The organism is Blastococcus sp. TBT05-19, assembly GCF_003319095.1.
In the GTDB taxonomy this organism is placed as follows: Bacteria; Actinomycetota; Actinomycetes; order Mycobacteriales; family Geodermatophilaceae; genus Blastococcus.
The window spans coordinates 419,315-442,837 of the sequence record NZ_QOHI01000001.1 but is presented as its reverse complement, the minus strand read 5'-3'; the positions used below and the strand labels follow the sequence as shown (position 1 = coordinate 442,837).

Genomic DNA, 23,523 nt, shown 5'->3' with positions numbered 1-23,523 from the left:
GTTGCGAACATGTGTCACGCCTGTCATCGGCGTGCGAACACCTCGTCCGCACCCCCCACCGGAGGGATCCCGGCTCCGTCCCGGAGCGCGCCACGCCGGGTCGCCTGCGGGCGGCGCCCGCCGCGCCCGGATAACCTCGGGGACCGGGCTCCCTCCCGGGTCCCCCGTCGGCTGGTAGGAGGTCGCCCATGCGCACGCTGCGCCTCGTGGCCCTCTCCGAGGACGGCCAGAGCCTGGTCCTGGTGGCGGACGGCCCGGACGGCTCCGACGGCGAGAAGTTCGCGCTCCCCATCGACGACCGCGTCCGCGCGGCCGCCCGGGGCGACGCCCGCCGGCTGATCCAGATCGACGTCGACAGCGGCACCGAGCTCCCCCCGCGGGTGATCCAGCAGCGCATCCGCGCGGGCGAGACCCCCGAGCAGGTGGCCGCCTCCTCGGGCGCCCGGGTCGAGCGGATCATGCGGTTCGCCCACCCGGTGATCCAGGAGCGCGAGCGGGTGGCCGACCAGGCCCGCGAGGCCCGTGTCCGGCTCTCCGACGGCGGGCCGGGTGTCGCCCTGCAGCAGTTCATGGTCGAACGGCTGCGGCTGATCGGCACCGACATCGAGGCCGTCCGGTGGGACGCCTTCCGCGGTGACGACGGCAGCTGGGTCGCCACCGGCGCGTGGCGGGCCGGTGAGAAGTCCGGCACCACCCGCTGGCGCTTCGACCTCCCCACCCGCACGGTGACCCCGATCGACGCCGCGACCACCGACTTCGCGGAGGGCACCCGGCTCGTGCGGGTGGTCCCCGAGGTGGCGCCGGCGCCCCGCAGCCGCCCGGTGTCCGTGGTGCCCGAGCCCGAGCCCGAGCCGGAGCCCGAGGCCCCCGCACGGGTCGACCCGGACCAGGAGGAGCACGTCCGCGACGTGCACGCCCCCGACGGCTCCCCCGAGGACGACGACATGGCCGCCCTCCTCGACGAGGTCGCGGAGCACGACACCGTGGTCCTCGGCCGCACCGGTGAGGACGGCGACGAGGACCCCCGCGCCCGGATCCCCGCGTGGGAGGACATCGTCTTCGGGGTCCGCCGCAACCGCTGAGCCCGGAACAGCGCGCCTCCCCCGGTAGTTGACCGGGTATGAGCGCTTCGGTGTCGATGCCCCTCGGGGGCGTCCAGGTCGGGTCCTACGACAGCTACGAGCAGGCGCAGGCCGCGGTCGACCACCTCTCCGACGAGAAGTTCGCCGTCGAGCACGTGACGATCATCGGCACCGACCTGCGGATGATCGAGAAGGTGACCGGCCGGCTCACGATGGGCCGGGCGCTGGCCGCCGGGGCGGCCGGCGGCGCGTGGTGGGGTCTGTTCGTCGGCCTGCTGCTCGGCATCTTCGCCGAGGACGGCGGCAACTGGCTCGGCTCGGTGCTCACCGGTCTGCTGATCGGTCTGGCCTTCGGGGCGGCGTTCGGTGGCATGGGCTACGCCGCTACGCGGGGCAAGCGCGACTTCACGAGCACCAGCACCATCACCGCCAGCCGGTACGACGTGATGTGCCAGCCGGCGCACGCCGAGGAGGCCCGCGCGATCCTCGCCCGCTTCTCCCTGCGCGGCTGACCTAGCGCAGCGTCGCGAAGGCGACGGCCGCCGCCGCGGCCACCCCGAGCGAGTCCACCCCGGGCCGCATCGGGATGCGGGCCCGCACGGTGGCCGCCCGCTGGGCCTCGGGGGTGAGCCCCGGGCCCTCCGCGCCGAGGAGCACCGCGGTGCGCGGGTGGGCGACCGGGTCGACGTCGCCGAGGTCGACCGCGTCGGGGGCCGGGGTGAGCGCCACGGTCGTGTACCCGGCGTCGTGCAACCGGCCGAGGTCGGCCGGCCAGTCGGGCAGGACGGCGACGGGCAGCGCCAGGACGTGCCCCATCGAGACGCGGACCGACCGCCGGTAGAACGGGTCCGCGCAGCGCGGGTCGAGCAGCAGCCCGTCGATGCCCAGCGCGAGCGCCGAGCGCGCGATCGAGCCCAGGTTCTCCGCGTCGTTGAGCCCCTCGAGCACGGCGAGCCGGCGCGGTGCCGCGGGATCCGGTCCGGTCAGCAGCTCGTCGAGCTCGACGGGCGGCCGCCGGTCGGCCGACGCGATCACGCCCCGGGTGAGCCGGAAGCCGATCACCTCCGACAGCACCCACTTGTCCGCCTCGTAGGCCGGCACGTCGTCGGGCAGGTCCAGCGCGGCGACCCGGCCGGGCACGCCGAAGACCGCCCGCACCCGGTAGGGCGAGGCGAGCAGCCGCTCCACGGCGGACACGCCCTCGACGATCACCGGCCCGCTCCCCCGCGGCGCCCCCTCCGGCCGGTCGCCGGCCTTGAGGTCGCGGAAGTCGGCGACCCGCGGGTCGGCGGGGTCGGTGATGACGACGGGGACGGGCACGCCGGAATTGTGCCGGGGCCCCGCTCCCCCTCCGGCGGGGGCCGGTCGTTCAAGCGCGCGGCCCGGAGTGCCGATGCCCCCGCCATGCCAGGAGAGCGGGCGCGGGTCCCGGAGGTCGGAGCCGGGTGGGGCGTCTTCACCAGGCTGGCCTGCGGCATGGCCGCGCTCGGCGTGTGCGTCGGCGCCGTCTTCCCGTACTTCGCCGAGCTGCTGCAGGTGCCGGCCGAGTACACCCGCGCGCCTGCGTTCCGCATCGCCTGCCTCGGCGCCGGACTGGTGCTGGGCGGCGCCAACTGGCTGCTCACCCGCCGGGTGATCGGCACCCGGCTGCGGCTGCTGGCCACCCGCCTGACCGACGTGGCCGAGACCGTGGGCTCGTCGCTGGCGGCCGGCTCCTCGGCACCCCTGCCCCGGGCCGACCTGACGCTCCCGGTCGGCGCTCCCGACGACCTGGCCCGCACGGCGTCCGCGTTCAACGCGATGCTCGCCGCACTCGACCGGGAACGCCGCTTCCGCTCGGTCGTGCACTCCACCAGTGACGTCATCCTGCTGATCGACCCCACCGGGGAGATCTCGTTCGTCTCGGACTCGGTGCGCGACCTGCTCGGGTGGCCGGCCGAGGACCTCCTCGGCGCTCCTCCCCAGCACCTCATCCACTCCGACGACCTGCCGCTGCTCGTGGGCGAGGGCGGTACCGGGTTCGACCTCTCCTCCGACGGGCTGCCGCAGGTCCTCGTCCTGCGCGTCCGGCACCGCGACGGCGGCTGGCGGTACCTGGAGGTCACCAGCTCCGACCGCCGGGCCGACCCGGTGATCGGCGCGGTCCTGCTGACCGCCCGCGACGTCACCGAGCGCATGGAGCTGCAGCGGCAGCTCACCCACCAGGCCACCCACGACGAGCTGACCTCGCTGCCCAACCGGGCCGCCGCGCTGGCCCACGGCACCGAGCTGCTGGACGCACGGCGGGGCGAGGACCAGGTGGCGGTGGTGCTCCTGGACCTCGACCGGTTCAAGGAGGTCAACGACACGCTCGGCCACGGCTACGGCGACCGCCTGCTCGCCCAGGTGGGGCCGCGGCTGCGCCCGCTGGTCCGCGACGTCGATCTGGTCGCCCGGCTCGGTGGTGACGAGTTCCTGCTGGTGCTGCCCGAGATGTGCCCGACCGGGGCGCGGGCGGTGGCCGAGCGGATCCGTGCCGCCCTGGGCGAGCCGTTCCTGGTCGACGGTCTGGTGCTCGACGTCGACGCGAGCCTCGGCGTCGCGGTGTCCGACGACGGCCCGACCGACATCGACGCGCTCCTGCGCCGGGCCGACATCGCCATGTACACCGCCAAGGAGCGGCAGAGCGGCGTCGAGGTCTACGACCCGGCCGCGGACGGCCACGACCGCAGCCGGCTGGTGCTGCTCACCGAGTTCCGCCGCGCGCTGGCCGAGGGGCACCTCGTGCTGCACTACCAGCCGCAGGTGTCGCTGGAGACCGGCTCGGTCGTGGGCGTCGAGGCACTGGTGCGCTGGGTGCACGCCGACCGCGGCCTGCTCTCCCCCGCCGAGTTCCTGCCCGCCGTCGAGCGGACCGGCCTGATCGAGCCGCTCACCGACCGGGTGCTGGACCTCGCGCTGGCCCAGGCCCGCGCGTGGGCCGACCAGGGGCTCGTCGTCCCGGTCGCGGTGAACCTCTCCGCGCGATCGGTCCACCTGCCCGGGCTCCCCGACCGCGTGCTCAGCCGGCTGGCGGACCACGGGGTGCCGGCCGGGCTCCTGCGGCTGGAGCTGACCGAGAGCGCCCTGCTCGCCGAGCCGGAGGCCGCCCAGCTCGTGCTCGAGCGGCTGCACGCCGCCGGTGTGCGGCTGTCCATCGACGACTTCGGCACCGGCTACTCGTCGATGGGCCACCTGAAGCTGCTGCCGGTGGACGAGCTGAAGATCGACCGCAGCTACATCGCCGAGATGACCGGGTCGGCCGGCGACGCCGCACTCGTGCGCTCCGTCGTCGACCTCGGGCGGGAGCTGGGCCTCACGGTGGTCGCCGAGGGCGTCGAGGACCCGGCCACGGCCGAAGCGCTCGCCGACCTGCGGTGCGACGTCGCGCAGGGCTACCTGTTCAGCCGCCCGCTGCCAGCCGACGAGCTCACCGGCTGGCTCACCGGGCAGCACGCGCGAGCGGTCGCCGCCGGACGCTGACCCGAGCGGGCGCGCAGCGGTGCGAGCCCGCAGTATCGAGCGGTGACCGACCCGGTGGACGCCCCCGTGACCGTGGTGGGGGCCGGCATCGCCGGGATCTCCTGCGCCCGAGCCGTGGCCGCGGGCGGCATCGACGTCCGCGTGCTCGACAGGGGACGCCGGCCCGGCGGCCGGATGAGCTCGCGCTCGATGCACGACCGCCCGGTCGACCTCGGCGCCTCCTACCTCACCGCCCGTGCCGGCACGCCCTTCGCCGCCGTGGTCGCCGACTGGGTCGACCGGGGCCTCGCCCGGCCCTGGACGGCCACCTTCGCCGTCGCAGGGCCGGACGGTCTCCGGCGGACGACCACCGGCCCGCTGCGCTACGGAGCACCCGCCGGGCTGCGCAGCCTCGTCGAGGACCTCGCGACCGGCCTGCCGGTCTCCTCCTCGGTCGCCGTGCGCGAGGTGGCACCGGGGCCGGTCGTGGACGGCATCCCCGTGCCCGCGGTGGCGCTGGCCATGCCCGGCCCCCAGGCCGCCCGCCTGCTCGACTCGGCGAGCGCCCTGGCCCGCGAGGCCGCCGCCGAGCAGTGGCGCCCGGTGCTGGCCGTCGTCCTCGGCTGGTCCGGGCGCCGGTGGCCGGCCGACCTGCACGGTGCCTTCGTGCACGACTCGCCCGTGCTGGAGTGGATCGCCGACGACGGCGACCGGCGGGGCGACGGCGCACCGGTGCTCGTGGCCCACACGACGCCCGAGGTGGCGGCGCGGCACCTGGACGATCCGGACGCCGCCGTCCCCGCGGTGGTGGACGCCGTCCGGTCGGTGCTCGGCATCGACGCCGACCCCGGATGGACGGCGGTGCACCGCTGGTCCTTCGCCAAGCCAGCGGCGCCGCGCGAGGAGCAGTTCGGGCTGGTCGACGGCATCGGCCTGTGCGGCGACGGGTGGCACGCCCCGTCGCGGGTGGAGAGCGCCTGGGCATCCGGCGCCGCGCTCGGCCGGGCCCTGGCCGAGGCGGTCCGGGACCAACGACCCCGTTGACGGCGGGCGACGAACTCACCTAGCGTTGAGTTCATCGCCCGTTGAGTTGCGAGGAGCGCGTCATGGACGCCGTCGCCGTCACCGATCTCGTCGTCGATCGCGGGAGGCGCCGGGTGCTCCCGGGGCTGACCTTCACCGTCCCCGCCGGCCAGGTGACGGGGCTCCTGGGACCGAGCGGTAGCGGCAAGAGCACGCTGATGCGGGCCGTCGTCGGCGTGCAGCGGGTGACCTCGGGCTCGGTGACCGTCCTCGGCGCCCCGGCCGGCTCCCCCGGTCTGCGGCACCGCGTGGGCTACGTGACGCAGGCGCCCAGCGTCTACGCCGACCTCACCGTCCGGGAGAACGCCCGCTACTTCGCGGCCTTGTACGGGAGGAGCTCCCGCGAGGCCGACGCGGCCGTCGCCGACGTGGGCCTGGGCGACGCCGCGGGCCGGCTGGTCGGCGACCTCTCCGGCGGCCAGCGCGGCCGCGCCTCCCTCGCCTGCGCCCTGGTCGGCGAGCCGGAGGTGCTGGTGCTCGACGAGCCGACCGTGGGACTGGACCCGGTGCTGCGGGTGGAGCTCTGGGAACGGTTCCACGCCCTGGCCCGCGCCGGGACGACGCTGCTCGTGTCCAGCCACGTGATGGACGAGGCCGCGCGGTGCGACCGGCTGCTGCTCCTGCGCGAGGGCGCCCTGCTGGCCGACACCACGCCGGCGGAGCTGCGCGCCGACGGCCGGTCCGACGACCTCGAGGAGGCGTTCCTGAACGTCGTCCGCGCGTCCGGGCGGGAGGCGGTCCGATGAGCACCACGACGCACCTGAGCCCGCGGCTGACCACCACGACGGCGGTGCGGGTGCTGCGCCAGCTCCGGCACGACCACCGCACCGTCGCGATGCTGCTCGTGCTGCCGAGCCTGCTGCTGGGGCTGCTGCACCTGCTGTGGGAGGACCTGCCCGCGGTCCCCGGTCAGCCCGGCACCTTCGACCGGGTCGGCCTGACGATGCTCGGCGTCTTCCCCTTCGTCGTGATGTTCCTGGTCACCAGCATCGCGATGCTGCGGGAGCGCACCTCCGGCACGCTCGAGCGGCTGCTCACCACCCCGCTGTCCCGGCTGGACCTGCTGCTCGGCTACGGCCTCGCCTTCGGGCTCGCGGCGGCCCTGCAGGCGGTCGTCACGGTCACGGTGGCCACCACGCTGTACGACCTGGACGTCGCGGGATCGGTCTGGCTGGTGGTGCTCATCGCCGTCGTCGACGCGGTGCTGGGCGTCGCGCTGGGGCTGCTGGCCAGCGCCTTCGCCCGCAGCGAGTTCCAGGCCGTCCAGTTCATGCCGGTGATCGTGCTGCCGCAGTTCTTCCTGTGCGGACTGCTCGTGCCGCGCGAGCAGATGGCCGGCTGGCTGCAGGCGATCAGCGACGCGCTCCCCCTGACCTACGCGGTCGACGCCCTGCGGGAGGTCGGGCGCTCGGCGGAGGCGACGGGCACGATGTGGACCGACGTCGGCGTCGTCGCCGGCGCCGCCCCGCTCGCCCTCGCGCTGGCGGCGGCGACCCTGCGGAGGAGGACCGACTGAGCACTGCCGAGCAGCCGCGACGGCGGACCGGGCGGCGTCCCGGGAGCCCGGACACCCGGGACGCCGTCCTGACCGCTGCCCGCGAGACGTTCGCCGAGCGCGGGTTCGACGGCGCCACGATCCGCTCGATCGCCACCGCCGCCGGCGTGGACCCGGCGCTGGTCCACCACTACTTCGGCAGCAAGGACAAGCTGTTCCTGGCCGCGATCCAGGCCCCCGCCGACCCCGCGGAGCTGCTCCCGGAGGTGCTGGCCGGGGGTCCCGACGACCTCGGCCGCAACGTCGTGCGGTTGCTGCTGCGGGTGTGGGACGGCCCGATGCAGCCGGCGGCGCTGGCGCTGGTGCGGTCGGCCGTGGGCAACGAGTGGACGGCGAAGCTGCTGCGCGAGTTCCTGGTCACCCAGGTGCTGCGCCGCGTCGTCGGCACCCTCGACCTGCCGGCACCCGAGCGGGAGGCGCGCGGCGCCCTCGTGGCCTCCCAGCTCATCGGCCTGGTCATGGGCCGCTACGTGCTGCAGGTCGACCCGCTCGCCACGGCGACGCCGGAGTGGCTCGTCGCGCACATCGGGCCCACGGTGCAGCGCTACCTCACCGGCGACGTCCGGCCGCCGTCGGCGGGCTGACCCCGGTCACGCCTCGGCGGGGACGGCCGCTGCGTGGTCGGGCAGGACGCCGGTGCGGTGCCGCTGGCGCAGCCGGTAGTACGCCAGGCCGACGAGCGCGATCGCGCCGATGAAGAGGGCCGCGCCCCACTGCAGGTACCAGTGGTAGGGCTCGGTGGCGTTGTAGACCTCCCGCCGCGGCCAGCCGAGGTTGATCGCCATCCCGGCGCCCCAGAGCACCGCCAGCACGTTGACCGGCAGCCCCCAGCGGCCGAGCGAGAAGTGCGCGCGCCCGGCGCTCTCCTCGGGTGCGGGCCAGCGGCCGCGGAGCCGGCTGATCAGCATCGGCACCGTGACCAGCAGGTAGGCCAGGTAGATCATCACGACGGCGATGCTCGTGATGACCGTGAAGATCTGCGGCTGCCGGATGTTGATCAGCAGGATGCCGATCGAGAACAGCCCGATGACGACGGCGGGCACGACGGGGGTCTTGAACCGCGGGTGCACCCTGGCCAGCCGCGACGAGCCGGGCAGGTTGTTGTCCCGGGCCATCCCGAACATCATGCGGATCGTGGCCGTGTGCACCGCCAGGCAGCAGACGGTGATCGCGACGACGATCGCCAGCAGGAAGATCCGGCCGATGCCGCTGCCCGCCGCCTGCAGCAGCACGTGCTGCAGCCCGCCGGTGCTCGAGGAGAGCTGCGGGTCCCGGATGTCCTCGGCCGCCATGAGGCCGAACAGCAGGATCAGGCCACCGAGGACGAACGAGGCGGTGATGGCCCGGATGATCGCCCGGGGCGCGGTCCTGCGGGCGTCGACGGTCTCCTCCCCCAGGGAGCTGGCGGTGTCGAACCCGTACATCACGTAGCCCGACGCCAGGGCCGCGATCAGGAAGGCCCCCAGGTAGCCCAGGTCCTGGCCCTGCCCCGCACCCGCCGTGTCGAGGACGACGTCGGGTCCGCGGTTCGCGTTGACCGCGAGCAGCACGATGATGAGCACCGCGGCGACGAGCTCGATGAACACGCCGGTGCTGTTGATCCGCGCCATGAGCTTCACGCCGAAGACGTTCACCAGCGTGGTGAAGACGATCAGCGCGCTGCCCAGGATCACGGCGTTGACCGCGTAGTCGTACGGGCCGGTGCCGTCGCCGACGACCTGGAAGCCGGACCAGAGCTGCGGCAGCGTGATCTGGTAGGCCAGCACGGTCGCCGACAGCGTCACGATCGACGCCGTCAGCATCATCCAGCCGGCCATCCAGGCGGTGGTGCGGTTGCCCAGGCGCTTCGTCCAGTTGTAGAGCGAGCCCGCGACGGGGTAGCGCGCCGCCAGCTCGGCGAAGCACAGCGCGACCATGAGCTGGCCGACGAAGACCATCGGCCAGGACCAGACGTAGGCCGGCCCCCCGGCGCCGAAGCCGAAGTAGAAGAGCTGGAACGTGCCGGTGAGGATCGAGATGTAGCTGACGCCGGCCGCGAAGCTGGCGAACCGGCCGAGGCTGCGGTCCAGCTGCTGGCGGTACCCGAAGCCGGCGAGGGGATCGCCCTCGTGCTGACGGTCCGGGACCACTCCGGCGCTCATCGGGCGGTCCGGGCGAGCTGCCGGCTCTGCGCGACCAGGCGGCCGGTGGAGTCCCAGATCCGGTAGTCCTCGTCGGTCCAGCCGCCGGCGATCTCGCTCGCCCGGGCCTCGACCAGGCACCAGCCCGGCGCGGGCAGCCCCCGCACGAGCACCTGCAGCTGCACCGTCGGCGCCCAGCCCATCTTGCCGGTGGCGAAGCTGGTCGGCGGCAGGACGTCGGCGAACAGCAGCAGCGACACCGGGTCCGCCGGGCGCCCGTCGGCCAGCCGCACCCAGGCGCGCAGCACCGGCTCCTCCGAGGGCTGCCCGAGCGCCCACATAGCCGTCGCCGGGTCGAGCCGGCTGTGCACGTGCTGGGTGATGCCGGGCAGCGTGATCGGCACCGCGGCGAGGTGCGCGTTGGCCGCCATGTCGAGGCACTCGTCCGGGCCGGGCACCTCGGGCATCGGCACCGAGTACTCCGACGCCGCGTCGGTGAGCGTCGCCGTCGTCGCCTGCACGGTGATGAGCGGGCCGCCGTCGTCGGCGAGCGTGACCAGCGAGTGCGCGAGGGTGCGCCCGGCCGGGCCCGGCGTCACCTCGAGCGTCGCGGGGCCGCCGGCACCGGCGCGCAGGTAGCTGGCCGACATCGCGACCGGGTGCTCGTGCGGGCTCTCCAGCACCGCGGCGCGTCCGGCCACCGAGAGCAGGTAACCGCCGTTGAGGATGCCGTTGCCGACGTCCCAGGTGGGGTCGAGGTCGGCCAGCAGCGCCGGCCCCTCGGCACGGCGGACGGCGGTGGCGAGGTCGAAGGCGCTCTGCTGATCGTTCTGCGGCACGGCGCACAGGGTGCCAGGGTGGGATTCCATGGAGTACACGCACCTCGGAAGCAGCGGCCTGACCGTCTCCCGGCTCTGCCTGGGGACCATGAACTTCGGCTGGAAGACCGAGGAGGCCGACTCGCACGCGATCATGGACCGGGCGCTGGCCGACGGCGTGAACTTCTTCGACACGGCGAACGTCTACGGCTTCGACGCCGGCAAGGGGCGCACCGAGGAGGTCCTCGGCAGCTGGTTCGCCCAGGGCGGCGACCGCCGGGACAAGACCGTGCTGGCCACCAAGGTCTACGGCGGGATGTCGGACTGGCCCAACGACACCTTCCTGTCGGCCCGCAACATCGTCCGCGCCTGCGAGGGATCGCTGCGCCGCATGGGCACCGACTGGATCGACCTGTACCAGTTCCACCACGTCGACCTCGAGACGCCGTGGGACGAGATCTGGCAGGCCTGCGAGACGCTCGTGGCCCAGGGCAAGGTGCTCTACGTCGGGTCCTCCAACCACGCCGCCTGGCAGATCGTCGAGGGCAACGCGGTCGCCGCCCGGCGCAACTTCACCGGGCTGGTCAGCGAGCAGTCGCACTACAACCTGCTCACCCGGCACGTGGAGCTGGAGGTGCTCCCCGCCGCGCAGCACTCCGGCGTCGGCATCCTGCCGTGGAGCCCGCTGGCCGGCGGCCTGCTCGCCGGCGTCCTGGAGAAGGGAGAGGGCACCCGGCGCACCGAGGACCGGCAGCAGAAGCGGGTGGAGCAGCACCGGACGGCGCTGGAGGCCTGGGAGGCGCTGTGCCGGGAGCTCGGGCACGCGCCGGCCGACGTCGGGCTGGCCTGGCTGCTGCACCAGCCGGCCGTGACCGCGCCGATCGTCGGGCCGCGCACGATGGAGCAGCTCGAGGGCGGCTTCCGGGCGCTGGAGATCGAGCTGGACGACGCCACGCTGACCCGGCTCGACGAGATCTTCCCCGGCTACCGGCCCGCACCCGTGGAGTACGCCTGGTGAGGGGCCAAGATGGCCATTTTGGCCCTAGGTGACGGGCCAGGAGGTCACGACCTCGTAGGGGGCCCTGCCGCCCAGCCGGCTCTCCAGCAGCTGCACCTCCGTCACCGGCCACGCGGGTCCGCGGTAGCCGGCGAGCCGGTCGGTCAGCGTGGCGTCGGCGGGGCGCCCGGGCTTCCAGCGGCCGAGGGTCAGGTGCGGCTGGAAGGCACGGTTCTCCCCCGGCAGCCCGAACTCCCGCGCGGCCCGGGCCAGCCGGCCGGCCAGCTCGTCCAGCGGGGCGACGTCGCCGTCGATGCCGGCCCAGGCGACCTGGGGGCGGCGGGCCGAGCCGAACCGCCCGCTGCCGGCCAGCCGCAGGACCATCGGCGGTGCCGCGGACACGGCCGGTCCGGCCGCGGCGACCAGCTCGGGCACGAGCTCCTCGGGCACCTCGGCGAGGAAGAGCAGCGTCAGGTGCCAGCGCTCCCGCCTGCCCCACCGCGGAGCGCCGGGCAGGTCGCGCAGCGGGGTCAGCGCCTCGCCCAGGTGCTGCCGCGCCTCCTCGGGCGGGACGACCGCGAAGAACAGCCGGCGGGTGCTCAGGCCGGCACCTGGAGCCCGGCGGCGCGCAGGGCGGCGACCACCCGGAGCCGCTCGACGTCGCGGGGGCGCCCCTCGGGTACGACCGCGAGCCGGGTGGGCACGCCGAGGATCGCGGCGGCCTCGATCAGCACGTCGTCGTAGGCCGCCTGCACCGCGCGGCGCCGGGCCATCGGTGCCCCGGCGGGGGCGAACGCCACCGAGCGCCCGAGCCGGCGCAGGTCGGCGGCGACGTCCTCGAGCGGGCGGCTGGTGGGCACGGGGTGCCGCACGGCGCGGCGGCGGGCCGACCACGCGGACAGCCGGCGGGCGGCAGGCCCCGCCCCGGCCACGATGCCGGCGAAGGCGGCCAGCAGCGCTCCGAGCTCGACCAGCGCGGTGGCCATGGCGCCCCCTGGGCGGGTGTGGGAACCGGCGGAGGCGACGGTACCCGCGGCTCAGACCGACTGCTGGCCCGGCGCCTTCCCGGCGATCTGCTCCTGCGCCGCGCGCAGCTCCGGTGCCGGCACCACGTCCCGGCGGGCACCCACCCGCAGCCGGACGCGCAGCGGTGAGCGCTGCAGCCGCAGCGCGACGGGGCGGTGCCGGGCGAGGAACGCGGCCGCACCGAGCCCGGCGACGACGCAGACCGCCCCGCCGAGGATCAGCCCCCACGGCGCACCGAGGTGCTCGGAGATCCACCCCACGAGCGGGGCCCCGACCGGGGTGCCGCCCATGAAGCACATGAAGTAGAGCGCCATCACCCGGCCGCGCATCTGCGGGTCGACGCCGAGCTGCACGAAGCTGTTGTTGGCCACGCTGAACACGAGCGCGGCCGCGCCGGTCGGCACCAGCAGCAGGGCGAAGCTCAGGTAGGTGGGCATCAGCCCGGAGACGACGGTCAGCAGCCCGAACACCACCGCGGAGCCGACCAGGAAGCGCTGCCGCGGCCGGACGCTGCGCCGGGTGGAGAGCAGCGCTCCGGACAGCGAGCCGACGGCGAAGGCCGTGGAGAGCAGCCCGAACGCCTCGGCGCCCAGGTCGAAGGTCTCGCGGGCCATCAGCGCGATGGTGACCTGGTAGTTGAAGCCGAAGGTGCCGATCACGAAGGCCAGGGTCATCGCGAGCACCAGATCCGGGTGGGCCCAGGTGTAGGCCAGCCCCTCCCGCAGCTGCCCGCGCCCGCGCGCGACCGGCTTGCTCGGCTCCAGCTCGTCGGCGCGCATCCCGGCCAGGGCGGTGATCGTGAAGGCGAAGCTCACCGCGTTGAGGAAGAACGCCGGTGCGGTGTCACCGCCGGCCGCCGCGATCAGCAGGCCCGCGAGCGAGGGACCGATCAGCCGCGCCCCGTTGAAGATGGTCGAGTTCAGGCTCACGGCGTTGGCGAGCAGCGCCGGGCCGACCATCTCCGAGACGAACGCCTGGCGCACGGGCGCGTCGACGGCGGAGACCGCGCCCAGGCTCCCGGCCAGCACGAACACGTGCCAGAGGGCGACCGCTCCGGTGGCCACCAGGATGCCCAGGACCAGCGAGAGGAGCCCCATCAGCACCTGGGTGATCAGCAGCAGGCGGCGCTTGGGATAGCGATCGGCCAGCACGCCGCCGTACATGCTGAGGAGCAGCGAGGGGCCGAACTGCAGCGCCGTGATCAGGCCGAGGGCGATGCCGCTGTCGTCGGACAGCTGCAGGACCAGCCAGTCCTGGCCGATGCGCTGCATCCAGGTGCCGGTCAGGCTGAGCAGGTTGGCGGAGGCGTAGCGGCGGTAGTTGCGCACCCGGAGCGCCCGGAACATGCCGTTCCCGGACGCCGTCTGCTGGTCAGTGCTCGTGCAGGTCACCCACCACTGGCCAGCTTGTCCATGATCTCGGCGGCCTCGCGCAGCACGGTGCGCTCCTCCGCGGTGAGCTCCTGCAGCCGGCCGGCCAGCCACGCCTCGCGCGCCCGCGCCTCGGCCGAGAGCATCTCCTCGGCCGCGGGCGTCAGCTCGATGACGACCTGCCGACCGTCGGTCGGGTGCGGGGTGCGCGTGACCAGGCCCTTGCTCTCCAGCGCGACCACGACCCGGGTCATCGACGGCGGCTGCACACGCTCGTGGGCCGCCAGCTCCCCCGGGCTCATCGGCCCGTGCCGCTTGAGCGTCGACAGCGCCGCGAGGTGGGTGAGCGTGACCGAGGTGTCCACCCGCTGGTTGCGCAGCCGCCGGGAGAACCGCATGACGGCCAGCCGCAGCTCGTGCGAGAGCGCGGCCGTGTCGAGCGTCGTGCGGCCCACGATCATTAGCCTAACTCAGTAGTCGGGTCAGAAGAGCTGCTGCAGCGGCTCCAGCGCGAAGTACACCAGGAACATCACGGCCACGACCCACATCAGCGGGTGGATCTCGCGGCGCCGTCCGACCGCCACGCGCAGCAGCACGAAGCTGACGACACCGGCGCCGATGCCGTTGGTGATCGAGTACGTGAACGGCATGAGGGCGATGGTCAGGAAGGCCGGGATGACCAGCGACATGTCGTCCCAGGCGAGGTGCCTGATCTGGCTGATCATCAGCGCGCCGACGATGACCAGCGCAGGAGCGGCCGCCTCGGAGGGGACGACGGCGACCAGCGGGGTGAAGAACACCGCGACCAGGAACAGCAGGCCGGTGACGACGCTGGCCAGCCCGGTGCGGGCGCCGTCGGCCACCCCGGCGGTGCTCTCGATGTAGGTCGTGTTCGACGAGATGCTGCCCGCGCCACCCGCGGCCGCGGCCAGCGAGTCGACCAGCAGGACCGGCTGGGACTTCGGCAGGTTGCGCTTCTCGTCGAGCATGCCGCCCTCGGCGCCGACGGCGGTCACCGTGCCGACGGTGTCGAAGAAGTCGGCGATCATGATCGAGAAGACGATGAGCAGGGCGGCGACGATGCCGATCCGCTCGAAGCCGCCGAAGAGCGAGAAGTTGCCCAGCAGCGAGAAGTCCGGGCTGCCGACGACGTCGTCGGGCAGAGCGGGCACCTGCAGCGCCCAGCCGCGCTCGTTCTCGCCGTCGGGACCGAAGCGGGGACCGACCTCCGCGATCGCCTCGACGATGATCGCCACCACCGTCGTCGCCACGATGCCGATGAGCAGGGCGCCCTTGACCTTGCGGACGACCAGCAGGCTGCTGAGCAGCAGGCCGATGACGAAGACGAGCATCGGCCAGCCGGCCAGCTGGCCCCCGACGCCGAAGCTGATCAGCGGGTTGCCGGGCCGGATGACGCCCGCGTCGGCCAGCCCGATGATGGCGAGGAAGAAGCCGATGCCGACGGCGATCGCCGTCTTCAGCTGGGCCGGGATCGCCTCGAACACGGCCCTGCGGAAGCCGGTGAGCACCAGGACGGTGATCAGCAGGCCCTCGAGGACGACGAGGCCCATGACCTCGGGCCAGGACAGCTGCGTGGCGGCGAAGACGGCGACCAGCGCGTTGATGCCCAGGCCGGTGGCGAGCGCGAACGGGTAGCGGCCGACCACGCCCATGAGGATCGTCAGCAGGCCGGCGAGCAGGGCCGTCACCGCGGCGATGGAGCCGAACGGGAGCACCGTGCCCTCGACGTCGGCACCCGGCGTGCCGTCGGGGCCCGCGATGCTGGTCAGGATGATCGGGTTGAGCACCACGATGTAGGCCATCGTGAAGAAGGTCGTGACCCCGCCGCGGAGCTCGCGGCTCATCGTCGAGCGACGGGCGCTGATCTCGAAGTACCGGTCCAGCCCGTTCTTCGGCTTGGTCCGCGGCCCCTCGCTGCGGCGCGGGGTGGCGACGCCGGCCGACACGTCGGCCGGGGTGCCGCCGTCGGCGACGGGGGCGCTCGAGGCGCCGGCACCGCCGGGGTTGCTGGACTTCTGGGGCATGCGGACTCTCCGGGGCGGTGCGGACGACCAACGAGCGGCGACAGCCTTCCACACGCCGCGGGCGGTCAGGTCCGCCTGTGACCCACCCGCAATCTAGGGTTCCCCTGTGCCCGGTCCCTGGAAGCAGGCCCCACCCCCGCTGCAGGTCGACACCGCCCGTGTCGTCCTCGCCGGGATGGCGGTGTGGGCGGTGGCGCTGGTCGTCCTGCTGTTCCTGGGCGACCGGGTGGACCGCATGTGGACCTGGACCTGCGTCGCCGCGCTGGTGCTCGCCCTGCTGGGCCTGTGGATCATGCGGCTGCAGGGCCAGTCGCGCTCGCGCTCCCGCGACCGGACGTGATGCGGCCGGGGGCTGCGCAACGGCTCCCGGAACATCTGTGGGCAAGCCTCTGAGCTGGGGATTCATGCTGCCGATCCGGTGATAGTCGGCTAAGATTCGTACATGTGTTCGACCAGCCCAGCGGCTCTTGAGGCGGCTCTCGACGAGCTGTCCGCCGAGCGGCTGGAGGGCATGTTCGGGCCGCAGTTGTTGGAGCGGGAGGCGCAGCTGATCGTCGCGGCGAACCGATTGGCGGCCGAACTGGCGAGGACGACGCGGCAGTGCGAGCTGGCCGGGGCGGCCGAGGTCGATGGCAAGGCCTCGATGAAGGCGTGGCTACGCGGGCACACCCGGTTCTCGGCGTCAGCGGCGAACACGCTGGTCACCACGGGGCGGACGCTGGAAGCGCTGCCGGCGATGGCGTCGGCATTTGCCTCAGGGGCGATCGGTGCCGAAGCGGTCGCCGCCATCGCGCCGGTGGCGGCACCGGAGAACGTGGCAGCCGCCCAGGACCAGGGCGTGGACCTCGCCGAGATCGACCAGCTCCTCACCGACGTCGCCCGCACCCGGTTCCACCCCGAACTGCGCAAGGCCGTCGCCCACTACCTGGACCGCCTCGACCCCGACGGGTCCGAGCCCGACCCGACCGACCGGCGCTCGCTCACGCTGTCGAAGCACTCCGACGGCAGCCTGTCCTTCCGCGGAGATCTCGATGCGGTCGGTGGGGAGAAGTTCCAGGCGGCGCTGGAGTCGATCGTCCAGGCCTCTCGTCCGGCCGGTGACACCCGTACCCGCGCCCAGCAGCAGGCCGACGCCCTCGTCCAGCTCTGCGACAACCAGCTCGCCGCAGGCACCCTGCCGGTCCTGCGCAGCCAGAAGCCGCACGTGATCGTGACCGTCCCCATCGAGGACCTGATCAACCCCGAGACCGGCCCCGGTGCCGCGAAGCTCGGCTTCGGCGCCACCATCTCCGCGGCCCGCGCCCGGTGGTTGTCCTGCGACGGCACCGTCACCCGCATCGTCGTCGGTCCGGAAGGTCAACCGCTGGAACTGGGGCGCTCCCACCGGCTGTTCACCCACCACCTGCGCCGGGCGGTCGAGGTCCGCGACGGGCACTGCATCTTCGCCGGCTGCGATGCCCCCGCCCACTGGTGCGACGTCCACCACGTCATCCACTGGGCAGACGGCGGCGAGACCTGCCTCGACAACGCGGCGCTGCTCTGCGAACGCCACCACACGAAGGTGCACCACGGGTTCCGGATCGAGCGAACACCCGACGGCCGATGGCACACCTGGCGACCGGACGGATCAGAGATCCTCGTGCTGCCCCGCATCACCGCCGGACCGGTGACCACCCGCGCCGGCTGACGCGGGGGCGCGGTCAGTCGGTGAGGACGTCGAAGTCCGAGGTGTCGTAGCGCGCGGAGTTGACCACCTCGGTGTCGTCGGTGGGGACCAGCGTCGCCTGGCTGTGCGCGCCGCAGCCGTAGTCGGCGGTGACCACGCGGCCGTCGGCGGGTGCGTACGCGTTGCCGCACGCCCCCAGCACCTGACGCAGCGACCCCGCCAGCGGGAGGTAGAAGCCGCAGGTCGCGCACGGGCCGGGCGCCTGCCGCGCCATGGGCGCGGACGGTCCGAACTCCCCCGCCGTCCAGCGGCCGACGACGTCGGACCGGCCGTCGCGGGACATCACGCGCTCACGGCCCAGGCCGAGCTCCGAGGCGACGACCCGCCCCTCGGGGTCCTCGGCCGAGTCGTCGTCCACCGTGTAGGCGGGAGCCAGCCGGATGTCGTCCTCGGTGGAGGGCAGCACGTCGCCGACCGACAGGTCGCCGGGGCGCAGCCGCTCGTGCCACGGCACCCAGGCCGGCGCCAGGATCGCCTGGTCACCGGGTAGTAGGACCACCTCGTCGACGGTGATCCGGTCGGCGCCGGGAACGCGGGCGAGGGTGACCGCCCAGTGCCAGCCGACGTAGCCGGGCAGCGTGCTGGCGAACGTGTGGGTGACCACCTCGCCCAGCTCGGGACCGGCGGTGGGCTCCGGCGCGGCGCCGAGGTGCTCGCCCACGAGGGTGGCGTCGCCGGCCGTCTCGACGGCGGCCTCGCGGGCCGGCTCGACCGCGGCGGTCAGCGGGGAGTCCACGGCGGATGCGGGCCTGGCGGCGGCGGGGGACTCGGACACGCCCCCCATTGTGGCGGACGCGGGGGTGGCGACGGGACATCGGCGTCCTTCCCGGTGGGACACGGCGCCCGGACCTGCCACCCAGGCAGGTGCGGCACCATGGACCCGTGTCCGCCTCTCGCCGTCCGCCCGGTGCGCCCCGGCGGTCACGGCTGGGCGGACGCCGGTCGGCCTCTGGACCCGAGCGGGCGGACACGACGCCGCTCGGCGTCCCGCGGCCGCAGACCCGGCCGATGCCGTCGGCGGCCGCCCAGCCGCCGGGCGACGACCGGCCCACCACGGCGATCCCGACACCGGATCCCGTCGCCGCGCCTCCGCTGCCGGGTGGCCCGAAGGTCACCGTCACCCGCGTGGCCGCCGCCCGCAGCCGGCAGCTCACCGTGGCCGCCGCCCGTCGGGTCCGCGCCGCCAGCCGGGCCGACGGCGCCGGGGAGAGCGGGCTCACCCAGCTGCTCTGGGTCAACGCCCTGCACATGGCCGGCGACGCGATGATCGCCGTCTCGCTGGCCGGCACGCTGTTCTTCGCCGCGACCACCGACGCCCAGCGCGGCAACGTCGCCCTCTACCTGCTGGTGACGATGGCCCCCTTCGCCGTCGTCGCCCCGGTCATCGGCCCCGCGCTGGACCGGCTGCAGCGCGGTCGCCGGTGGGCCATCGCCGCCTGCCACCTCGGCCGCGCCGCGCTGGCGCTGGTGATGGCCGCGCACTTCGACGACCTGTGGCTCTACCCGGCGGCGCTCGGCGTGCTGGTGCTGTCCAAGGCGCACAACGTGCTGCGCGCGGCGGTGGTCCCCCGCGTCCTGCCCGGCGCGATGTCGCTCACCTCGGCCAACGCCCGGCTGTCGGTCTTCGGGCTGGCCACCGCCGGCGTCGCGGGGGCGCTCGCTGCCGGGATCGCCGCGACCGTCGGCTTCGACTGGGAGCTGTGGGCCACCGCCGCGGTGTTCGTCACCGGCGGGGTGCTCGCCCTCCGGCTGCCGCGGCACGTGGACGTGCCCACCGGCGAGGAGCCGGCCGACGTCCTCAGCACCGCCGAGATCCGGGTGCCCGGCAAGCGGCGGCAGGTGAGCCCGCACGTCGTCCTCGCGCTCCGGGCCAACGCGGCCCTGCGCGGGCTGGGCGGCTTCCTCACCATCTTCTCGGCGTTCCTGGTGCAGGCGACCTTCGCCGACGGCTGGGAGGCGACGCTCGCGCTCGGCGCGCTGGCCGCCGCGGCGGGGATCGGCAGCTTCGCCGGCACCGCGGTCGGCTCGCGGCTGCACTCCGCCGCACCCGACACGCTGGTGCTCTACTCCGCCACCGCGGCCACCGTCGTCACCGTCCTCGCCGCGATCTTCTACGGCTTCTGGATGGCCGTGCTGGTCGCCGGCATCTCCGCCGTCGCCAACGCCATCGGCAAGGTCTCGCTGGACGCGATCATCCAGCGCGAGGTGCCCGACCGGCTGCGGGCCTCGGCGTTCGCGCGCTCGGAGACGATGCTGCAGCTGGCCTGGGTGGTCGGCGGCGCGCTGGGCATCGCACTCCCCCCGACCGGCTGGCTGGGCTTCACCGTCGCCGCGGCGCTGCTCGCCGTCGCCGTCGGGCTGGTGCTCTGGACGCTGTACCGCGGCCGCTCGGTCGCGCCGACGACGGGGTCCGCGGAGCCACCGACCGCGCCGGTGGGACCGTCGTGGTCGTGAGAAGACCCGCGCCCGTCCTGCTCGCCCTCGGTCTCGCCGGTTCCCTGGCCGGCTGCGCCGGGGAGCCCGAGGGGCCCGGCGAGGTGCGCGCGCAGGCCGGGAGCCAGGACGTCGCCGCCCGCGCCACCCAGTTCTGCCTCGGCGGCGACCCGCAGCGGTACGAGGTCACGCCGCCGATCGTCGAGGTCTCCCCCGACACGACCATCTCGCTCACCGTGCCCGAGTCCGTCGCGGAGCGCGGCTGGCAGGTCCAGGTGTTCGACGACCAGCTGCAGGAGGTGATCGGCGAGGTCGACGTGCCCGAGGGCACGGAGACGTTCGCCGAGATCAACTCCTCCGACGTCGTCCCGCCGGCCTTCTACCTCGTGGTCGTCGAGGACAAGGGCGGCGACTGCGGCGAGTGGACCGGCGCCTGGCCGGTCGGATTCCTCCGCGCCGGCGGCTGAGCCGGCCCTACCCCTCGAGGTCTCCCGCGACGGCGCGCAGCACGGTGGCGACCTTGCGGGCGTGACCGCGCTCGGGGTGCCGGCCGTGGCGCAGCCCCTCGGAGACGTCGTCGAGCAGCTTGATCAGGTCCTCGATGATCGGGACCAGCTCGTCGGGCTTCTTCCGGCCGGCGGCCGCGACCGACGCCGACACCGACGGCAGCGGGTCGAGCAGCCGGACCTGCAGCGCCTGGTCGCCCCGGCGGCCGGCGACGATGCCGAACTCCACCCGCTGGCCGGGCTTGAGGTCCGTGCCGGCCGGGAGCGCGTCCTTGTGCACGAAGACGTCGGGCCCGTCCTCGCGGGAGAGGAAGCCGAAGCCCTTCTCCGCGTTGAACCACTTCACTCTGCCGGTGGGCACGGTGGATCCCTCAGTTCCTCGATGACGCGGCCTGCGGCCGGTGACGACGGCGGCTCGGAACCGCACGGTGCACAGGTTAACCGCCTGCGCCTCCCGCCCGGACCTGCCTTTTCGGGCGCGTCCCTACCCCGACCCCGCGCCCGTCACCCCGGACGCCTCCGACCGCGCTGACCGCGGGCGTCGTCGTCCTCAGCTGACCTCCGCGGCCGGCACGATGTCCAGCCGGCCCAGCAGCTGCAGGAAGACGACGGCGAAGTCGTTGGTCGCCACGTCGCGCGCCACCTGGACCCAGTCGACCTGCTCCCGCAGCGCCCGGGCGACCGGCAGCATCCGGGAGAAGTTGCAGTAGTGCTCGTCCAGGGCCATCAGCTTGGTGACGAGGATGTCGGTCGGGTCGAGCACCGGCATGTGCACCGACAGGACCGGCAGCACCTCGGCCCGCTCGACCAGGTCGATCTCCGTGGGTCGGCCGCAGGTGCGCCACAGCACGTCGATGAACACGTCGTCGCGCACCACCTTGAGCAGCCAGTCCTCCGCCGGGTCGACGACCTGCAGGCCGGCGTCGGCCAGGGCCTTGGCGGCGCGCTCGGCCTCGGCCGCGGGCACGAGGAAGTCGGCGTCGTGCTCGGGCTCGGGGGCGCCGCGGACCCAGGCGGCGTACCCGCCGCAGAGCGCGAAGGGCACCTCGCCCTGCTTGAGCGCCACGGCGGTGCGCTTGAGCAGGTCACGCACCTGGTCACGGGGAGAGGGCTGCACGGGGGCTCGCTACCCGGTCGCACCGTCCGCACGCGCGGTGCGGGGTAGATCCGGTGGTCGGCGGGGCACAGGGTGGTCGTGCGCATCGCGACCTTCAACATCCTGCACGGGCGTTCGCTGGACGACGGCCGGGTCGACGTCGACCGGCTGGCCGCGGCGGTGAAGAGCCTGGACGCCGACGTGCTGGGCCTGCAGGAGGTCGACCGGGACCAGCCGCGGTCCATGGGTGCGGATCTGACCGCGGTCGCGGCCGAGGCGATGGGCGCGGAGCACTCCCAGTTCGTCGCGGCGATCTCCGGGACCCCGGGCGGCACCTGGATGGCCGCGACCGGCGAGGAGCAGCCCGGGTCGGCGAGCTACGGGATCTCGCTGCTGTCGCGCTACCCCGTCGTCTCCTGGCGGGTGGTGCGCCTGGCCCCGCTGAACGCGCGGGTGCCGCTGTGGTCGCCGGACAGCCGCCGGCCCTTCCTGCTCCACGACGAGCCGCGGGTCGCCGTCGCCGCCGTGCTGGACGGGCCGTTCGGGCAGTTCACCGTCTGCAACACCCACCTGACGTTCGTCCCGCGGTGGAACGGCCGTCAGCTGCGCACGCTGGTCCGCTCGCTGGAGGGGACGCCGGAGCCGCTGGTGCTCATGGGCGACCTGAACATGCAGCGCAAGGCGGCCGCCCGGCACAGCGGGCTGGAGCCGATCGCCTCGGCGGTCACCTTCCCCGCGCCGCGTCCCACGCGGCAGCTGGACCACGTGCTGGTCCGCGGGAAGCTGCGGGCCGCGGGGCCCGCGGAGGCCGTGCGGTTGCCGCTGTCGGACCACCGGGCGCTCGTGGTCGAGGTCGACGCGGGCTGAGTGCTCCGACGGGTCGCGCGGTGGCGCCGGTCACGCCATCATTCCCGCATGGCCGCCAGCGGAACAGCCCGCATCCTGTCGCTCGTCGCCACCATCGTCCGGGTGGCGTGCGCCGTCATCGCCGGGGTGATCGTGGTCCACGCGCTGTTCGTGCTGTTCGAGGCCAACCCGGAGAACGGCCTCGTGTCCTTCGCCGCGAGCTGGCGGGACTCCTTCGGCTGGTTCACCCGGGACCTCTTCACGCCGTCGGACCCGAAGATCGCCGAGGCGATCAACGCCGGTCTGGCCGCGCTGATCTGGGTCGTGGTGGGGAGCCTGCTCTCCAAGCTCATCGTCCGGCTCGCGCCCGAGGGGTCGTCCAAGAAGGCCGACGCCTGAGGCGTCGTCGGCGGCCGCGGACGGGCCGCCGACGACCGCTCCCCGGAGGGGGCGCCTCAGCGCCTGCGGTTCTCCGGCAGCTGCACACCGGCGCGGTTGGGCTTGTCGGTGGGGTGCGCGTAGAGCAGGTGCTCTGCCGGCAGCGGGAAGGCGTGGTCCTGGCCGAACGGCGACAGGGGGCCGGCCACCGACGCGGAGAGCTCGGTCAGCGGCGGGCCGCCGTCCTCGGACTCGCCCCAGGTGGGCTCCACCAGGTGCGCGTGCTTCTCGTTGCGCTTGGCCATGACGCCTCCGTGTGCTGTGCCGTGCGCACCGAGCGGTGCGCTGTCGCCGTCCATCTTCGCGCGTCGGTCCCGGCTCCCGCACGCCACCGCCCCGTGCGGAGGAGACGGGATCGCGATCAGCCGCGCCGGGGGACCGTGCGCGCGCCGTAGACCGTCGCCGCGTCCTCGGGGGTCAGCAGCCACTCCGCGCCGCCGAGCGGGGCCGCCTGCACGGTCGCCCCGTCCAGCGCCTGCACCGCCCGGGTCCGCCAGACCGCGGTGCTCAGCAGCCGCAGGTGCACCTCGTCCTCGCCGCCGGAGGGCTCGAAGGAGAGGACCGCGGGCCCGGCCACCCGCAGCGTGCCGGTCCGCCAGGACGTCCCGGCCAGCCGCTGCCGCCACCGGCGGGTGCGCAGCAGGGCTCCGGCCCCGACGACGACGGCGGCGGCTCCGGCCAGCACGAGCGCGAGGACGCCGACGCCCGCGCCGGGCAGCCGCCCGCCCCCGTCACCGGCCACCGACACGGCGGCCACCCCGAGCAGGACCCCGAGGACGACGGCGATGACGCCACCGCCCAGCCAGCGCAGCGCCCCCACCTGGTGGGCGGCCAGGGCGGTGCGGGTCGCGGGGTTCTCACTCGCGGGGTGCATCCGCCCATGCTGGCGCACCGCACCGCCG

At 74.4% G+C, this 23,523-nt stretch carries 26 protein-coding genes and 1 pseudogene; 14 read left to right on the top strand and 13 right to left on the bottom strand.

Features of this window, described 5'->3' with window-relative positions; translation table 11 throughout:
• The first annotated feature begins 188 nt into the window (after positions 1-188).
• Together sepH and DQ244_RS02170 are read left to right on the top strand one after the other, a co-directional pair.
• Positions 189-1,082 carry a septation protein SepH gene (sepH, locus tag DQ244_RS02175; RefSeq protein ID WP_113809826.1) on the top strand — a complete coding sequence of 298 codons (894 nt, stop codon included), beginning with the start codon at positions 189-191 and terminating at the stop codon, positions 1,080-1,082.
• Between the two features lie 38 nt (positions 1,083-1,120).
• Entirely contained in the window at positions 1,121-1,594 is a 474-nt protein-coding gene (locus DQ244_RS02170; protein WP_113809825.1) for a general stress protein, read from the top strand.
• A gap of 1 nt (position 1,595) precedes the next feature.
• Here DQ244_RS02170 and DQ244_RS02165 read toward each other — a convergent pair whose 3' ends face one another.
• A complete protein-coding gene (locus DQ244_RS02165; protein ID WP_113809824.1) occupies positions 1,596-2,402 on the bottom strand; it encodes an RNA methyltransferase in 807 nt (268 codons plus the stop codon).
• Positions 2,403-2,486: 84 nt separating this feature from the next.
• Here DQ244_RS02165 and DQ244_RS02160 point away from each other — a divergent pair, with 84 nt between their 5' ends.
• The 5 genes from DQ244_RS02160 (at position 2,487) to DQ244_RS02140 (ending at position 7,784) form a co-directional block, all read left to right on the top strand.
• Entirely contained in the window at positions 2,487-4,583 is a 2,097-nt protein-coding gene (locus DQ244_RS02160; RefSeq protein ID WP_113809823.1) for a bifunctional diguanylate cyclase/phosphodiesterase, read from the top strand.
• A gap of 42 nt (positions 4,584-4,625) precedes the next feature.
• Positions 4,626-5,606: an NAD(P)/FAD-dependent oxidoreductase gene (locus tag DQ244_RS02155; RefSeq protein WP_233491113.1), complete on the top strand. Its 981-nt coding sequence runs from the start codon at positions 4,626-4,628 to the stop codon at positions 5,604-5,606.
• Between the two features lie 62 nt (positions 5,607-5,668).
• The gene (locus DQ244_RS02150) at positions 5,669-6,391 is read left to right on the top strand and encodes an ABC transporter ATP-binding protein (protein WP_113809822.1); all 723 of its coding nucleotides are present in this window, start codon (positions 5,669-5,671) and stop codon (positions 6,389-6,391) included.
• Entirely contained in the window at positions 6,388-7,161 is a 774-nt protein-coding gene (locus DQ244_RS02145) for an ABC transporter permease (protein WP_199580109.1), read from the top strand. Before DQ244_RS02150 ends, DQ244_RS02145 begins: the two co-directional genes overlap by 4 nt.
• Positions 7,077-7,784, top strand: a complete 708-nt coding sequence (locus DQ244_RS02140) for a TetR family transcriptional regulator (RefSeq protein ID WP_199580108.1) — start codon at positions 7,077-7,079, stop codon at positions 7,782-7,784. Before DQ244_RS02145 ends, DQ244_RS02140 begins: the two co-directional genes overlap by 85 nt.
• Positions 7,785-7,790: 6 nt before the next feature.
• Here the strand turns inward: DQ244_RS02140 and DQ244_RS02135 are convergent, their stop codons facing one another.
• Both DQ244_RS02135 and DQ244_RS02130 read right to left on the bottom strand, forming a co-directional pair.
• Complete coding sequence (locus DQ244_RS02135; protein WP_113809821.1) at positions 7,791-9,341, bottom strand: APC family permease; 1,551 nt, start codon at positions 9,339-9,341, stop codon at positions 7,791-7,793.
• A complete protein-coding gene (locus DQ244_RS02130) occupies positions 9,338-10,159 on the bottom strand; it encodes an acyl-CoA thioesterase II (protein WP_113809820.1) in 822 nt (273 codons plus the stop codon). Before DQ244_RS02130 ends, DQ244_RS02135 begins: the two co-directional genes overlap by 4 nt.
• 28 nt (positions 10,160-10,187) lie before the next feature.
• On the opposite strand from DQ244_RS02130, the gene DQ244_RS02125 reads away from it, so the two are divergent.
• Positions 10,188-11,156, top strand: coding sequence for an aldo/keto reductase (locus tag DQ244_RS02125; protein ID WP_113809819.1), 969 nt, complete (start codon positions 10,188-10,190; stop codon positions 11,154-11,156).
• 24 nt (positions 11,157-11,180) lie between these two features.
• On the opposite strand, the gene thpR is transcribed toward DQ244_RS02125, so the two are convergent.
• From thpR to DQ244_RS02105, 5 genes are read right to left on the bottom strand one after another with little or no spacing between them, the layout of a single operon-like run.
• On the bottom strand, positions 11,181-11,723 hold the full coding sequence (gene thpR / locus DQ244_RS02120; RefSeq protein ID WP_304556776.1) for an RNA 2',3'-cyclic phosphodiesterase: 543 nt from the start codon (positions 11,721-11,723) through the stop codon (positions 11,181-11,183).
• An 11-nt stretch (positions 11,724-11,734) separates the two neighbouring features.
• On the bottom strand, positions 11,735-12,121 hold the full coding sequence (locus DQ244_RS19525) for a hypothetical protein (protein ID WP_199580255.1): 387 nt from the start codon (positions 12,119-12,121) through the stop codon (positions 11,735-11,737).
• A gap of 51 nt (positions 12,122-12,172) precedes the next feature.
• The gene (locus DQ244_RS02115; protein ID WP_233491111.1) at positions 12,173-13,552 is read right to left on the bottom strand and encodes an MFS transporter; all 1,380 of its coding nucleotides are present in this window, start codon (positions 13,550-13,552) and stop codon (positions 12,173-12,175) included.
• Entirely contained in the window at positions 13,549-13,986 is a 438-nt protein-coding gene (locus tag DQ244_RS02110; RefSeq protein WP_113810587.1) for a MarR family winged helix-turn-helix transcriptional regulator, read from the bottom strand. Before DQ244_RS02110 ends, DQ244_RS02115 begins: the two co-directional genes overlap by 4 nt.
• 27 nt (positions 13,987-14,013) lie before the next feature.
• Positions 14,014-15,576, bottom strand: a complete 1,563-nt coding sequence (locus DQ244_RS02105; protein WP_113809817.1) for an NCS2 family permease — start codon at positions 15,574-15,576, stop codon at positions 14,014-14,016.
• 106 nt (positions 15,577-15,682) lie between these two features.
• Between DQ244_RS02105 and DQ244_RS02100 the strand changes: the two genes are divergently transcribed.
• Together DQ244_RS02100 and DQ244_RS02095 are read left to right on the top strand one after the other, a co-directional pair.
• Positions 15,683-15,916: a DUF2530 domain-containing protein gene (locus tag DQ244_RS02100; protein ID WP_113809816.1), complete on the top strand. Its 234-nt coding sequence runs from the start codon at positions 15,683-15,685 to the stop codon at positions 15,914-15,916.
• A 102-nt stretch (positions 15,917-16,018) separates the two neighbouring features.
• Positions 16,019-17,263 carry an HNH endonuclease signature motif containing protein gene (locus tag DQ244_RS02095; RefSeq protein ID WP_113809815.1) on the top strand — a complete coding sequence of 415 codons (1,245 nt, stop codon included), beginning with the start codon at positions 16,019-16,021 and terminating at the stop codon, positions 17,261-17,263.
• 13 nt (positions 17,264-17,276) lie between these two features.
• Here DQ244_RS02095 and DQ244_RS02090 read toward each other — a convergent pair whose 3' ends face one another.
• The gene (locus DQ244_RS02090) at positions 17,277-18,086 is read right to left on the bottom strand and encodes a DUF3027 domain-containing protein (RefSeq protein ID WP_113809814.1); all 810 of its coding nucleotides are present in this window, start codon (positions 18,084-18,086) and stop codon (positions 17,277-17,279) included.
• 98 nt (positions 18,087-18,184) lie between these two features.
• On the opposite strand from DQ244_RS02090, the gene DQ244_RS02085 reads away from it, so the two are divergent.
• Entirely contained in the window at positions 18,185-19,756 is a 1,572-nt protein-coding gene (locus DQ244_RS02085; RefSeq protein ID WP_113809813.1) for an MFS transporter, read from the top strand.
• Positions 19,753-20,202, top strand: a complete 450-nt coding sequence (locus tag DQ244_RS02080) for a DUF2771 domain-containing protein (RefSeq protein ID WP_233491110.1) — start codon at positions 19,753-19,755, stop codon at positions 20,200-20,202. Before DQ244_RS02085 ends, DQ244_RS02080 begins: the two co-directional genes overlap by 4 nt.
• 217 nt (positions 20,203-20,419) lie before the next feature.
• Here DQ244_RS02080 and DQ244_RS19785 read toward each other — a convergent pair.
• Positions 20,420-20,602 (bottom strand): annotated as a pseudogene (locus tag DQ244_RS19785) (cold-shock protein); the annotation flags it as partial.
• Between the two features lie 189 nt (positions 20,603-20,791).
• Positions 20,792-21,358 (bottom strand): nucleotidyltransferase family protein, encoded by a 567-nt coding sequence (locus DQ244_RS02070; RefSeq protein WP_113809811.1) that lies wholly within the window; start codon positions 21,356-21,358, stop codon positions 20,792-20,794.
• Between the two features lie 78 nt (positions 21,359-21,436).
• On the opposite strand from DQ244_RS02070, the gene DQ244_RS02065 reads away from it, so the two are divergent.
• Positions 21,437-22,204, top strand: coding sequence for an endonuclease/exonuclease/phosphatase family protein (locus DQ244_RS02065; RefSeq protein WP_113810585.1), 768 nt, complete (start codon positions 21,437-21,439; stop codon positions 22,202-22,204).
• A 48-nt stretch (positions 22,205-22,252) separates the two neighbouring features.
• Positions 22,253-22,582: a hypothetical protein gene (locus DQ244_RS02060; RefSeq protein ID WP_113809810.1), complete on the top strand. Its 330-nt coding sequence runs from the start codon at positions 22,253-22,255 to the stop codon at positions 22,580-22,582.
• 56 nt (positions 22,583-22,638) lie between these two features.
• Here DQ244_RS02060 and DQ244_RS02055 read toward each other — a convergent pair whose 3' ends face one another.
• Together DQ244_RS02055 and DQ244_RS02050 are read right to left on the bottom strand one after the other, a co-directional pair.
• A complete protein-coding gene (locus DQ244_RS02055; protein ID WP_113809809.1) occupies positions 22,639-22,866 on the bottom strand; it encodes a hypothetical protein in 228 nt (75 codons plus the stop codon).
• A gap of 116 nt (positions 22,867-22,982) precedes the next feature.
• Entirely contained in the window at positions 22,983-23,495 is a 513-nt protein-coding gene (locus tag DQ244_RS02050; protein WP_113809808.1) for a hypothetical protein, read from the bottom strand.
• Between the last annotated feature and the right edge of the window lie 28 nt (positions 23,496-23,523).

What these genes read in the sequence shown, in the direction of transcription:
- sepH (WP_113809826.1), top strand. Translation starts at nt 189, where the DNA reads ATGCGCACGCTGCGCCTCGTGGCCCTCTCCGAGGACGGCCAGAGCCTG.
- DQ244_RS02160 (WP_113809823.1), top strand. Translation starts at nt 2,487, where the DNA reads ATGCCAGGAGAGCGGGCGCGGGTCCCGGAGGTCGGAGCCGGGTGGGGC.
- DQ244_RS02105 (WP_113809817.1), bottom strand. Translation starts at nt 15,576, where the DNA reads ATGCCCCAGAAGTCCAGCAACCCCGGCGGTGCCGGCGCCTCGAGCGCC.
- DQ244_RS02170 (WP_113809825.1), top strand. Translation starts at nt 1,121, where the DNA reads ATGAGCGCTTCGGTGTCGATGCCCCTCGGGGGCGTCCAGGTCGGGTCC.
- DQ244_RS02055 (WP_113809809.1), bottom strand. Translation starts at nt 22,866, where the DNA reads ATGGCCAAGCGCAACGAGAAGCACGCGCACCTGGTGGAGCCCACCTGG.
- DQ244_RS02090 (WP_113809814.1), bottom strand. Translation starts at nt 18,086, where the DNA reads ATGGGGGGCGTGTCCGAGTCCCCCGCCGCCGCCAGGCCCGCATCCGCC.
- DQ244_RS02135 (WP_113809821.1), bottom strand. Translation starts at nt 9,341, where the DNA reads ATGAGCGCCGGAGTGGTCCCGGACCGTCAGCACGAGGGCGATCCCCTC.
- DQ244_RS02050 (WP_113809808.1), bottom strand. Translation starts at nt 23,495, where the DNA reads ATGCACCCCGCGAGTGAGAACCCCGCGACCCGCACCGCCCTGGCCGCC.
- DQ244_RS02060 (WP_113809810.1), top strand. Translation starts at nt 22,253, where the DNA reads ATGGCCGCCAGCGGAACAGCCCGCATCCTGTCGCTCGTCGCCACCATC.
- DQ244_RS02150 (WP_113809822.1), top strand. Translation starts at nt 5,669, where the DNA reads ATGGACGCCGTCGCCGTCACCGATCTCGTCGTCGATCGCGGGAGGCGC.
- DQ244_RS02095 (WP_113809815.1), top strand. Translation starts at nt 16,019, where the DNA reads ATGTGTTCGACCAGCCCAGCGGCTCTTGAGGCGGCTCTCGACGAGCTG.
- DQ244_RS02145 (WP_199580109.1), top strand. Translation starts at nt 6,388, where the DNA reads ATGAGCACCACGACGCACCTGAGCCCGCGGCTGACCACCACGACGGCG.
- DQ244_RS19525 (WP_199580255.1), bottom strand. Translation starts at nt 12,121, where the DNA reads ATGGCCACCGCGCTGGTCGAGCTCGGAGCGCTGCTGGCCGCCTTCGCC.
- DQ244_RS02125 (WP_113809819.1), top strand. Translation starts at nt 10,188, where the DNA reads ATGGAGTACACGCACCTCGGAAGCAGCGGCCTGACCGTCTCCCGGCTC.